Here is a 14,552-nt window from a genome sequence, read left to right as displayed (position 1 = left end):
TGTTCTTGGTTGGTTTAGAAAAATCTTGGTGAAACGGATACTTTTTTACGAGAATTCAAATCAAACAGCAGCATAAACTCATGAGAAGCCTGTGTGGTCAGCTTCAAGTCAGAAAGAATACGATCGTAAGCGTACCCGATACGGATACTTGGAGAAATCGCATAATTTACCATCGCACCGTACGAATCATCCAGACGATAAGTTGCCCCTGCTTCAAACTTCTCAAAAAACAGAAAGTTCGCTGAAGCATCCAGAGAAACCGGCGCATTGAAAGCCGATTTAATCATCACAGAAGGTTTGAATTTAGTTGACTCTGAGAGATTAAAAACATAACCTCCGGTCAAAAAATAATGTTGAGTCTCACTTCCAAACTGATATTCCTGACCGTCTTCAGTAACATTAAGATGTTTACTCTTAAGCATATTTGGAACCGAAAAAGCCACATAGTAATTTTCAGAATGGTAAAAAACACCTGCCCCAAGGTTCAGGTTAGTATTGTTGGAATTCTGGCTAAAAGCAACATCACCCGAATGCTGTACATAACCGTTACCAATATCTGAAAACAGTCCTACTTTCTGCATTGTTGCTCCTGCTTTAAGTCCAAAAGCCAGGCGATGGTCACCTCCCAGGTTTAAAGTATACGAAAAATCAGCATACGCATTGTTCTCCTCAACAGGGCCAATTTTATCCGAAATAACCGAAAGACCCAATCCTACATTCTTTCCTACCGGAGCATGCGCTGACAGTGTTGCTGTTTTAGGAGCACCATCCATATTAACCCATTGCTGACGGTATAGAAGACCTATAGACAGGTTTTCTTTCGATCCGGCGTAGGCAGGATTCATAATATTCATATTATACATATACTGCGTATAATGCGGATCTTGCTGTGCATGCAGCCCTGAAGACAGCATACCCAATAATAACGAGGCTAAATATATTTTTTTCATTGTAAGCTCTGATTGCTTTATAGTAGCAGCCTGCCCAAAAGGGCAGTCTGCCTATAATTATTGATTAATATTGTCTGTTGATATATACCCAACCCGTAACCGTATTACCATTAGCCTTACGAATACTGTAGAAGTATGTCGCATCAGGCAATTCTTCTCCCGAAGAAGACAATCCGTTCCATTGGTTCGTGTAATTCCCTTTGAAAGAATAAACCTCAGTACCGTAACGGTTGTAGATCAAAAGTTCTTTGACATCCAAACCATTCAAATCAAATGAATCATTCGAATTATCATTGTTCGGAGAAATACCACGAGGAATCATTTTACAAGGATCATTTTCAAGAGTAAATGAAGCCTCAGCAATACAATTACCTGATGTGATAGAAACGCTAAAGTTTAATGGTAAACTAACTGATGGATTCTGGCTCAGATATTCATCTACGTTTAAGGTATCTGCATTTGTACCAATCACAAGATTATTATGGTCTTTCCAAATATAATCAGCTGTACTCGGATCAAAAGAAGCGTTAACCGGCAATGCTTTCAGTAATAACATGTGGTCTTCACAAACATCTTCGATTACAACAACAGGAGCTTCCTGAATTGTTATAGTGAAATTACTTGTTCCGCCTAAATTACAAGTTGCATTATCTTCAGCTACATTATAAGTTATAACATACGTTCCCGGAGTACTGTTTGAAACATTAACAGCACCAGTTACAGGATCAACAAGTAAGCCTATAGTAGGATTTACTGTAAAAGCACCTCCTGAACTAAAACCAGCATCAAGAGTGATTACAGGACTGTTTCCTGCCACACAATACTGAGTCTCATCATAACCGAATCCTACTACCGGAGTGATTTTTGGATTTACAACAACTTCAATTAAAGTTCTTGCACCGATACATCCGCCAGCATCAACTAATGCTACATAATAAGTAGTTGTCCCTACTGTAGTTGTTGATGGAATTGGAGCATTTGCATCTCCGGTTCCTACTACAGGATCAGTAAACCATTGTAAAGTATAACCCGCAGGTGCAGTTGCCGTTAATGGAGATGCAACCTGATTAATACAGTAAGTAACAGGAGTTGTTACAGTAGCAACTTCAGTAACCCCTTGATAGGTTATTGTCATGACTTTATCACAGTAGCGTGTTTTCCAATAATAAGTGTAAACACCCGGTACCGCGAATCCTGAAATAGCAGTTGCTGTACTTGCAGGATCACCTATACTGGTAACTCCCGGATTATTGGCATCAGCAATCCACTGTCCTACTCCAACCGCCTCAACATTCAATGATGTCTGAGTACAAGGCAATGTTGTGTCCTCTGTTAGAATATCTGTATTTGGTTTAAAGTTAGCCGCATCCAAAATATGCCCGATAGCATTCTCTTTAACACGGAAAATAAAACGTGTTGTAGTCTGACCATTAGGAATCGTATAGCTTCCTTTGATCAAATCCCAAATTAAACTATCAGCATGATCTTCTGCAATCACTGTAAAAGGTCCTGAAGGAGGTCCTGCAAACAATTGAAGGGTTGTACCTGTACCATTAGTTTGTCGTGTTGCACTTGCAAAACTGTAATCCATTACTTTGATTTCCGAAGTATCAAAATCTTTGTACAATCCTTTGATATTAGGATCATTAGGATCCCAAGCATCAGCACCATCCTGTGTCAATTGCAAACATTGTCCACCTGAATATGGCGAAACATCACCGGAATTGGATCCTTCCTGGAAGAACATTGTTCCCCAATCTGTATTAACCCTCCAGCCTGGTACCACAACGGCATCAATGATGGTAGTGATTCCGGTTACATGCTGCATTGGTAATTTTTCAAAACTGTAATTAAAAGCATTCATATTACAGATATCCGATGGTGTGCTGACACAAATATCGAATTGCTTCTCATTTGTTGCCGAACCATCATATTTCACCCTGATTTTATAAATAGTACCTACAGTTAATTCGGAAGAATATACGGTAACTAACGAATTATTCTCACTACACGCTTTTTCTACCAGAGAACCGTCCGGTTGCACTTCATATAAAGACAACATGATTTTAGGCCAGGTTCCTGTAAAAGAACTCGTATAATAGCTTCCAGGGTTGAAATTGCTTAATTCAATTGTCTGAACTTTAGAAGCTGCTACAAATTCGTACCAAATATCGCCGCCATTCAAGCTACCGCAAGATGTTGGAACATTTGATGGTGTTGCGCCTATGAAAGAAGCTTTGACACCTTGCGATACGCAAGCTTCAGAAGGGTTTACGTTAAGTCGGATGGCTGTAGTAGGTTCATCATTTCTAATGAATACTTTTGGTCCTGTCCAATAACTTTTATCGTTGGAACCACAAATTGCTCTTATAAAAAATTCATTCGTACCCGCTAAAGGATTATAAAAATCCGAAGCAACAGGAGTATAATTTGGCGTGTTTACAATAGTACCCGATTGAGGAATTGAGCCTTGTCCTAATGGCTGTACAAAAACTTCCCATTGTGTTTCTGAACCGCCAGGCGTCCAAGAAAGCACTCCTAAATTACTCACTGCCAAATCAGTAGGCTGTGGACAAGTAACAGCAGCACAGTTAGAAACTCCAGTATAAATATCAGTATTAATGGTTCCTAAACCAAGTGGGCTGGTCCAAACCACTGTTCCGGATTGATCCTTAATTACTGCTTGTGCTTCTGAATATTGAAGCCCGCTTCCCATTCCATTCCAATACAAGTTAAATTCAATACCAGAACATAAAAACACATGGTGATCCAACACTGTAGGTTGGTTTGGCGCATCTACAGGGAATTCAAGCGTTTGCAACACTACCCCGTTTTGAACCACATCTAATCCTTGGTACACTTGACCTGTATTACCATTGCTAAGTGAAATTGTGTATTCACATAAATTAGAAAGGTCACATTTTGTCAGAATTTCAATAGGACCTACCCATTCGCTTTGTGAACTACCGCTACAAACAGCTCTTATATACACCTGATATTTAGTGGATGGTGCAAGCCCTGTTATCGTATATGGATGTGCAGTTGTTGTTTGCAAATATTGAGGAAGGGTACTGCCTACCGGAGCAGGCGTACCAAATGGCTGTACTGAAATCTCCCATGTTGTTTCAGAACCGACTACTTCCCAATTAATTCCGGCAGTGGTGTCCATAATAGTGCTAACCGCTGCATTGATTACAGACGGACATGCCGGAATATCTTCTACAATTACATTATCGATAAAAGTATATTGACCTCTATAATTCCAAGGATTTGGTGGAAAATAAGGAGTATGGAACCCAATATTAATGTTTGTCGCAGTTGTAATATCATCTAAATTAATGACCATTTCGCGCACTTGCGTGTTATTAATGGTTTCATGAACGAATGTAACATTTAGTGGGCCCGCAGCTGTTATATCAGCATTTCCTGATATTGTTATGGCAGAACCATTGATAGCAACAACCGTTGAACCATATGGAATTACCCAACCTGGAATATCTACTCTATCTCCTAATTGTACTCCTTGAGTTGAAGTTAAAGTTATGATATCAGAACCTGCAACGGTTCCTGTAGCATCTGTTGGAATAACTGTATTATTCTCATATAAAAGTGAGAATTGATTTGTAGCTACTCCATTTACAGAAAGCATTACTTTTAAATCTTCTTCAAAAAAGTTATCAAGCACTTTATAGTAAAAACGCAACCTTTGACCCGCATGTGCCGTAAGGGTTGGTGTGATTAACCAATCATTATTATTACCGTTCATTCCGGTAAATAAAGCAGCCATCTGGTCACCGAAAATTGGGTTGGCCGGCTGGTTAAGGTTCCAGCTGTTTCCGTCTTCATTCGCATTAACAACTGTCCAGCAAGATTCTGTATTCGAATTAGAATCAAACGTTTCAAGGAAAGGTGTGGCCAATGGATTACAGGTAGTTTTGAAAGTAAACGGCCCTACCCATTCGCTGCTTTCTGTAGCATTACATACAGCGATAACGTAATACTCATAGTTTGTATCAGGCGTTAAACCTGTAGCATTATAAGTTGGAATTGCATTTACTGTTGTTCCTGAACCTGTTGGGATTCCTGAACCGGCTTCCTGAACTACAACTTGCCATTGAGATTCAGTATTTCCGATAGTCCAATTCAAATTCGCTGTTGTAGGAGTAATATTAGCAACTGCTAAATGAGAAGGGTTCGGGCAAGCCGGCGCGTCTTCAATTACGAAATCGTCAATCACTACGATTCCTGTTTCACTTGGATTAGCCATTCCCGGAGGAAGCCTAAAAGCAATATAAGTAGTTCCTGTTCCCGTAAGCAGAACAGCATCTTCCATAAAACTTCCATTGGAAAAATTGTGTGTAGGAATCAAAGTCGTATACGTACTGAAATCAGGAGTAGACGACATTAATACTTCAAAATTACCCCTTGGAGATGGGAAAAACGGAGAAGTCGTTACTCTGTATTTAAAACGTAACCTTTTGGTCCCAACAACATTAACCGGCGCACTGATTAGCCAATCATTATAGGTCGAAAAAGGTTCAAAAAAGTTAACAGGCTGCGGATAGATACTTGCTTCTGTCCCTGTGATCCTCCATTCTGCAGGATCGCCATCAACATTGTTAGTTGACCAACAGAATTTCTTCGTATTAGGATCAACGTCGTTAAAACTTTCAAAATAAGGTGTTGGCTGAGCAATACATAATGTATTAAAATTAATAGGCCCTGCCCAAGTACTTTGTAAAGTAGCCGAACAATAGGCTCTCACATAAAATTCATATCGTGTAGACGGATCTAATCCTGTCAAGGTATAAGGATTGCTATTAACAATAATCCCTGGTGTAGTAGGAACACCTGTGCCTAAAGGTTGTGCTACCAGCTCCCATTGGGAATTATTGTAACCGTTAGTCCAGGAAACTTCAGCTGAAGTAGAAGTTATAGAACCCGCAGTAACTACCGGATAACTAGGTTCTGAACAAGCAGGTAAATCTTCTACATATACATCATCAATATAAATCCAAGATCCTGTTTGTGTAGCTCCTTGCGGTAAGATCCAGGCAATATTGATATCTCCTGTAATATTAGGCAAAGGAACAATAGCTTCAATAAAATTATAAGCTGTCGTATAAGATGTCAAAGGAATTACGGTTGTAGTAAAATTTTGTGCACCAATACCAGTCGTAGAAATTTTCACTTCAAAAGAGCCCGGACCACCAGTAGGATTATTTACTATAAGTCCCCAGTTACCGTAGATATTATACTTGAATCGTAATCTTTTTTGAGTCACTCCATCCAAATGGAATTGTGGAGATACCAGCATATCGTTGGTGTTATTCTCTGCATTTGAAGTCCTCAATTTTGCCACAGGCTCACTAAAGCCATTCGGCCCAAAACCAAAAGAGTCACTGTCGTTATTCATGTTCAATTGTGACCAGCAATTATTCATGGTATCATCATCAAATCCTGTATAATAAGGTGGTGTCAAAGCATCACATGGTGTCCTGAAAGCATATGCTGCAGACCATCCTCCAGGTGTGCCGCCGCAAACTGAGCGCACATACACATTATAATTTGTGGCTGACGTTAGATTTATAACACTATTGTTGGTATTCGTTGCTGTAGGAGTTACTACATCTGAACCGGTAGGCGCGCCTTGAGCAACCGGTTTAACGATATATTCCCAGGCATTGACCAAGTTTTGGGGATTATCCCAAGAAAAAGTGGCACTCGTCTGCGTTAAATTAGTATAGGTTATCCCTGAAGGTATTGGACAAGAAGGTGCCGATAAAGTAAAAGTAAAGCAAATACTTGCCCCGTCCTGATCCGGATAATATTGAAAAGGCGACGAAATGACAAAGTAATACGTTTGTCCCGCCTGCATATAGATATTTTGAAGCTGGGAAGAAGTTACACTGGAAGGTTCTCCTGTAACAAGCGATCCCAAACAGTTTGCCGTAGTCCCAATGGCACAGCTATCAAAAATAAATACGCTTGATAAACTATTATAACATCCTGACGGGTAATTGATATTTACCGCCTGGCTAATATTTACAAGCCCTGAAGTAGTTGGCGTGTAAGATAAAAAGGCATGATCTCCAGACAACCAGTTTTGGGTAGAACCAAAAGGCTGGCAGCTTAAACCTTGCGAGTCTAAAGGAGTATAATTTTGAGGGTCATGAAACGTACTTAAATTAGTACTTAAAACATATGGTGTTGTTGTGATACTTGTTGGGACAACAATGGGAGTACCACAGTCTAATCCCAGTTTTGCAGTTGTAACCGGAAAAGGGCCGGCCCATGAACTCCCTGTTGTAGCATCACATATTGTTCTTATATATACATCATAAGTTGTCCCGTCTGCTAAACCTATTGCATTATAAGAGGTTCCTGTTACCGGAATTCCTCCTGTTGGAACATAAGGGGCATCATGCGGAACAATTTGGATTTGAAAATTACTTGCTGTTGGATGTATCCAGTTGATTACACCTCCATTTGCGGTCATCGTAGAAGTGATTCCCGTTACAGGAGTACAACTTGAAATTACTCTTACATTGTCTACAAACCAAGTATCTCCACTTGTTGCAGATGTTCCTGTTTGTTGTGTCACAGCAACAAAGGCGATATATACCGGTATTCCAGCCGGAATAGAAGGAACAGTAACTATTTTTTCTTCATAAGTTGTAGCCGAGACATTCAATTGGGCTTCCGTCCAGGATTGCAACACCACGTTAAAGCTGCTGATATCCGGCTGATTAGCTGTTGAAAGTCTTAGTTCATAAGTAGTTCCTTTATTGACAAAGCTGCCTTGTTTGGTATAAAACCTAATTTCGGTAATGTCTGTAGTCGAAAATTGGGGTGATATCAAATAGTATTCTGCTGTTACACCCGCAGTATTATTTAAAGCAGGATTTACCATAGCACCCGGTGTTCCCAAATAACCTCCGGTAGGAGTTGTCGGAACCCAGTTATTGGTCACTGTTTGATTGCTGGTAATTGCCCAGGTTGCAGGTATTCCACTACCAAAATCTTCTAATGGCAATTGCGCAAAAGCAGAATTTGAAAATAATCCAAATGTAAATATCAGCAAGATACTTATCTCAAAATTCTTCTTACGCTGAAGAAAAAACTTTGAAATAAATATCCAATTAGATATGGCTATTTTTTTTTGCATTTTTTTAATTTTTGTTGTTAAACATAAAATCCGTTGTAAAAATTAGGAAGTAAGACAATCTGGCTGACTGCCCTACTTCCCTGTAAATTGTTATTTTTTAATAACTCTAAAAAACTGAACGTTTTGTTCCGAGTACACTTTAACTAAATAAGTTGATGATCTAAACTCATTAAAATCTATTTGAACAGTAGTTGCATTTGCATCAATAATTCTTAGTTTTTGACCTAATAAATTATACAATTCAATTTTTGTTATTACGTCTTTTGCTGTAATAGTCAATTCATTTGAAACCGGATTTGGGAAATATTTTAAATCTGTAGTTTCAAAACCACCAATATTTAAACAACCTCCTTGAGCCAAAATTGGTAACCTTGGTCCTTCACATCCATTAACCGTTTGAGATACAAAATAGGTAGTGTTTAGAACCGCAGTCGTGCTTGTTGGTAAAACATTACCAAGTGCTCCGGCATCATACCACGTAAAAGCAGCTCCGCTTCCACCTGTAACTGTGAAATCAGCAATCGTTCCCGTTAAACAAGAATCTTGAATAGGAGTACCTGTTGGAGCCGGGATATTTGCTACAGTAGCAGTAACCGGTATTCTTACAGACTCACACATTTCATCATAAGTCAAATTATGGAAACAGTTTGTCGCATTAGCTGTAGTACTGATTGCATCGTTAAGTGCCGAAACATTACCGGTTAATTTAAGTGGTCCACTTGTTGGATAAGCGATTACAGCTGTACTGTTTCCTAACGTATTATTAGTTGTAACCAAACCATTAGTAGCCAATAATCTGTAACCCGTACCAACAGGGATATTATAGTTAAGCGTTACAACTTGTGATGTTGTACCAACAGTACCCGTTGCTAAAGTCGGAACAAAAATTACCGGAGCAGTTCCAGTAACAATATTACCTGCAGCATCATATAAACTGATCGTTATTGGTACCAATGATGCTGTGTTTTTAGGATAAACCGTAACTGTTTTCAATCTTAGTTTATTAGTAACATCAAAAGCAATACCTTTAAATAAAGCAGAAGAAACACTTGTACCGGTATATGCTGAAGTATTTACAAAACCAATTGATTCTGAACCAGAAGCCACATAATATGTAGTAGTTGAAGCTACACTAGGGCTATAAGAAGTTCCGGTTGCAACCAAATTACCATCTGTTGATGCATCATACCAATTCAAGATTGTACTACCTGAAGCAGTTAAATTAACAGTACCAGTAGCACAGATCGAAGCCCCTGTTGCACTAGCTGTTGATGATGCCACAGTTACCGCAACCGGAGTTGAGGCAGCTGTACTTGAAGAACAAGTTACATTACATTGGTACAAAGTATCCATAAAAGGAGTAGCAGCATAAGTAGCAGCAGTAGCACCAGCGATGTTAGTCCAGTTAGTTCCTCCATTTGTTGAACTTTGCCATTGGTAAGTTACACCTGCTCCTGTAACAGGAGTTGTTAAACTCAACGTAATGGATTGCCCTGAACAAGGAGACATAGAAGATGCAATAGTTGCTCCAGGAGCAGGAGTCCCAGTACAAGCAACACCTTGAGAATAGGCAAAGTTACCTAAGAAACCGCTTGTTTGCGGAGTAGCCAAATAAAGCGTTGGAGTATTTGGAGTAGCGAAATAAGCTAATTCAAAAGTTGTAGCAGAAGCCGGAGCAGAAACTAGATCATACACTCCATTTTCAGTAGCCGAATGCACTATGATATTAGAAGCAGTAATTAAGTTTGAACCCAATCTGGTATTGTATCCTGTAAAAGCACCTGCAGAACCTACTCTACTTACTTTCCATCTTTCTGTGCCTAAATTAGAACCGTTAGCAGCATTTACGGTACCGGAATTGGTATCGAAAGCCTCAGCCATAAGTTCCACACCACCGCTTGAAGCAATAAATATCGGAAGGTATTTACCATTTTTCCCTACTGGGAATAGTCTATATTGTGTAGAAGTGCTATCAAATCTGTTGGCGTGAACACACGGGCCATCAATATAGGTCGTGCTATTCCCTGTTGGTGCGTTGAAAGAACCTCCAAAATAGGTAGCGCTTGTAACATCTTCAATACCACAATATATTGGATACGCTGCAGAAGTGTGAAGAATACCATTCGTTAAAGTAACTGAACCCCACACTCTGAAATTAGGTACCTGTAATGTTACACCTGCAGGATTTGTATTGTTTATCGTTAAACCAGATAAAGCATAACCTGTTAATGGACCACTACTAAGTGACCATTGGTTGGCAACCCATGATCCAGAACCTGAAATCGTTTGCGCTTGCGTAGAAGGCACTGCCACACCATTGACACTATTTCCAAGATACAAAGGAGTTGATGCCCATGGAAAGTTAATCGTTCCATTATTTACAATATTACCACCTACATAAACAGTTCCATTAGCAAACGTTTTTCTGAAAGCACTTCCGGCAGTAACCGTTAATGTATTCTGAACGTTCATATTGTAAGTATTATTGATATTGTTGCTACTCACGTTCATAAATCTATTATTTCCGTCAGGAGCATCAACTGTTAAATTACCTAAAGAGAATAATCCTCCCAAAGCTTGGAACTGACAGTTGAATCCATTAGATATAAGAGCTGAATTTTGATTAGAAACACCATCACCTATTTGTAATGTATGGTTCAGTCCGGCTGCATAATTCGTCGTCGAAGCATAAATAAATGAACCGCTCGATTGGGTATTGAATGCATAAAAGTCCATAACTAAAGGAGATGGAGCTCCAGCTTGAATTGGTTCAGATAAAGTAAGTTTTGCATCCGATACATCTGTTACAAAGGTTCCTGGCTTAATACCTGCTCCCGAAACAGTCATACCAGCTGTGATTGCAGGGTTTACAGCTGTTAAAATTACAGCATAAGAACCCGGATTCACACCGGCAAAAGACAAGGTTTGAGGAGATGTAATTGGCGATGTAGCCAAACCGGTAACCGGTAATGATAACGTAATTTTAATTATACTGTTTGCAAAATCATTTCCACTAATAGCTATTCCAGTAATTACTGATCCAGCTTGAATACCAGGTCCTGAAACCCCTGTGCCCAAAGCCAAGTTTGCATTTGATGGATTCATTCCAAGAACCACCGAAGCACAATTATTTACCATAGAAGAAAAACTCAAAGGAGTCCCTGCTACAACTGGAGCAGAAACCGGAGCTGATAATGTTAAAGTAACCGGCGGATAAGGAAATCCAAAACTTCCGATAGTTATAGCTGTAATAGTTGTACCTGCTGGAATATTAGCATGCCCTGAAATTACTTGACCAACAGCAAAAACATTCGCGATATTTCCCATACTGGCCGAACTTCCGGTAATACTTCCATTATAAGTAAAAGTACCGGCTGCACCTTCTGTATTCAATGTGTAATTTCCAATAGAAGTCGCAGAAACCGAAGTTCCTATATTTACAAGAGGGTCAACGATGGTTATTTTACCACCTGTTAAATTCAAATTATTTGTTTCAATTTTACAAGAAGAGCCTCCAAAAGCAACCGAAGTCGCAATATCACCTGCATTATTACTGTCAATGATAATCTCACCACCTGACTGGTTGAAAAAACTTCCTGTTTTATAGGCAACAAAACCATTTACTTTTAAATTACCCCCAGTCATCGTATGCGTTCCGTAATTGAAAAAAGCAGCGTTGTTATCCGTACAACCTACTGTCATCGTTCCGGCATTATTTGTCAATGTACCTCCTTTAGCGATAATTACGCCAGCAGCATTGGCCGCAGCAGTTACAGTTACATTATGCCCACTAGCAATGGTAGCAATAGTACCGCAAGCAGGAACAACAGATCCAACCCATGTGGAAGGTGTATTCCAATCACCTGAACCTGCAGAAGTAATAGCTGCAGCTGTATTTAAAACAGACCCATTATTAACTCCTACATACACAGGAGCTGCTGTTAAATTAGCCAAAGACAAATCTTTTCTGAATACAAATGGCTGTGCTGTACCATCTTGATGAGTACCTGCCAAAGCAGCCGAAGCATTCATTAGTCTTGAAGAACCGTCTGTCGCTTCAAAAGCCCCGTTAGCATACACCCCAACCCTATGATTTCCAGCTGTAGTATAATAAACAGCTGCACCAGCAGGAACAGCATTCGCATCCGGAGTGGAGAAAACCCAGTTTCCGTTGTATCTTTTATTGATAGTGTAACTACCATCTGCAATTGAAAGACTTCCAGTTGCAGTACTTGCATCAGTATAAGTAATCGCTACTTCTCCAGCTGTCGTCGGACTAGCATCAGGCAATAAATACAATGATCGGTCTAAACCGGCACCGCTAACAAAAGGAAACCAGTATGGTCTATAATTATTATCGGTTCCTGGATATTCAGTTCCTGATTGTACATTTTTAGTATTGGAAGAAGATATCCATCTGGATACTGTACCATTGGTAAAACCATATCCGGCAGGAATGTTTACCGTATTTAAAGAGCCAAAACTTCCAAGAATTAATCTGTTCCCTGAAGTTACATTTACTCTACCTCTTGTTAAATTCAAACTGGATTTGATTCTGACACCATTGGCATTCCAGATTACATTTGTTGCTCCTGAAAATGTATTGGTCACTTCAAATTGATTTAATACACCTGCAACGTTGCTGAATCCATTTGTTCCTGCTAAAGAACCACCTATAAAACCAGCTGGATCAACAGTTATTGTTTGAAGTAAAGACCCATTCAATGTCAATCTACCCTGAAAGTTACCTGTACCTCCAAGGCTACTGTCAAATCTTGCCGCTGGACCTACATCAATATTGTGCCCAACTTTTAAATATTTACCATTGGTACCGTCGTGATTATTAAATCGAGCACCACCGGCAGCAATATTTATATCATTATTTACTGTAAATTCATCCATAACAGTACTGATAGCATACTGTACTAATGAATTTAATCCTGCAAGAATCAAATCTTCACATCCTGAATATCTTGAGTCAATCATAACTACTTCATTGTCACCGTCAAGAACCACAGCATCAGCAGGAGTAGGAACTTTACCTCCATCCCAAGTACTTGCCTGAGACCAAAGCCCGGAATGAGCACAGGTAATTTCTTCAGACATTCTTGAAGTAAGCGAAATATTATCAATTGCCGCAGGAGGAGTTGTTCCTGCCGATGTACCGTTTGTCCATACGAAAATCAATCTGAAAGGAATACCGGCAAAAGATTTAGGAATAAACGCTGTCGTTTTAGTAACGGATACCTGCGAATTAGAATTGAAAGAAAGCAATGTAGCACCCGGCCAGGAAACACCATGAGTAAAAGGAGAAGTTACCTGAGTATTTACACCTGTAACTGTTTGTGTAATAGGTGCAACCCATACTTGCCACCCAGCCCCGAAAGTTGGATCTGATTTTACGTCAAATGTCAACGTCATTGCATTTTCAGCCGAAGGAGCATTAGTTATATCTCTGTAGAAATAAACCGTTCTGTTCACTGGATAGCCCCCATAAGAATAGGATGCACCATTATCGTTTGTTATGTAAGCGGCATTACCTGAAATTGCTGCTGAAGTTGCTGTTAACGTTAAAGTTTGAGCAACTGCAAGCGAAGTTCCGTTGATTGTTGCCTTAGACAATCCCAATGTTGTTCCGTTAATACTGGCCACATAAGTGTCAGAACCAATAAAACCTGCAACAGGAGTAATTGCCATACCCACAGAAATATTTGGGTTTGCGGCAGCCAAAGTAACCGAATAAGTATTTGCAGAAATAGAAGCGTTAGTCAGCTGAGTTGTACCAACACTAATACTTCCGGAAGATTTTCCAAAACCTAACACAACACCCGCAGTACTAGCTGTGGCATTTTGCGATAAGGTTAAAGTAGTTCCTGCAATACTTTGCACAAAAGTATTAACGGGAATGTTATTTCCGTAAACTATCTGGCCTACAACAATGTTAGCATTAGCAGCGGTCAAAATAACCGTTCCTGAACCACTTGTTGTTGCACCTATAGATGTTATCCCGGAAGCAGCAGTTCCAACAGTCCATTTAATAGACCCTGTTCCCTCATTGGCAACAGTCCACCCATTTACTGCAAATGTATTTCCTGAATTAAACCCTCCGTCAGTTGTTGGATTAATTAATGTAGTTTGAGAAAACAAACTGTCGGAGAAGCAAAAAAGCGATGCAATCAGAAACGCACTTTGAAGCAGTCCGGTTCGCTTTTTAAAATCAAAGTAATCAATTACTTTGGTGAATTGTAATTTTTTTTGCATAATCATACATATTTTGGTTTAATAGATATGCCATAAAAATAATTACACCAATTCTATTAAACTTAATGTATGCCTTTGCAGTTTCCTGAATTTTTAAAGTTAAAATAAACCAACAATCCTTTTAAAATCAATGCCTTACAAGCTAAATTAACTATTAATTTACTTTTGTTTAA

General features: G+C 39.4%; 3 protein-coding genes. All 3 read right to left on the bottom strand.

Features of this window, described 5'->3' with window-relative positions:
• Nucleotides 1-14: 14 nt before the first annotated feature.
• Nucleotides 15-950 (bottom strand): PorP/SprF family type IX secretion system membrane protein, encoded by a 936-nt coding sequence (locus ACRDEC_RS00555; protein WP_431496384.1) that lies wholly within the window; start codon nt 948-950, stop codon nt 15-17.
• Nucleotides 951-1,014: 64 nt separating this feature from the next.
• The gene (locus tag ACRDEC_RS00550; RefSeq protein WP_431496383.1) at nt 1,015-8,118 is read right to left on the bottom strand and encodes a choice-of-anchor J domain-containing protein; all 7,104 of its coding nucleotides are present in this window, start codon (nt 8,116-8,118) and stop codon (nt 1,015-1,017) included.
• A 90-nt stretch (nt 8,119-8,208) separates the two neighbouring features.
• Complete coding sequence (locus tag ACRDEC_RS00545) at nt 8,209-14,379, bottom strand: T9SS type A sorting domain-containing protein (RefSeq protein WP_431496382.1); 6,171 nt, start codon at nt 14,377-14,379, stop codon at nt 8,209-8,211.
• Between the last annotated feature and the right edge of the window lie 173 nt (nt 14,380-14,552).

The sequence above is a fragment of the Flavobacterium sp. genome, from assembly GCF_050696275.1.
Classification (GTDB): Bacteria; Bacteroidota; Bacteroidia; order Flavobacteriales; family Flavobacteriaceae; genus Flavobacterium.
This window is presented reverse-complemented; position numbering and strand designations above follow the sequence as displayed.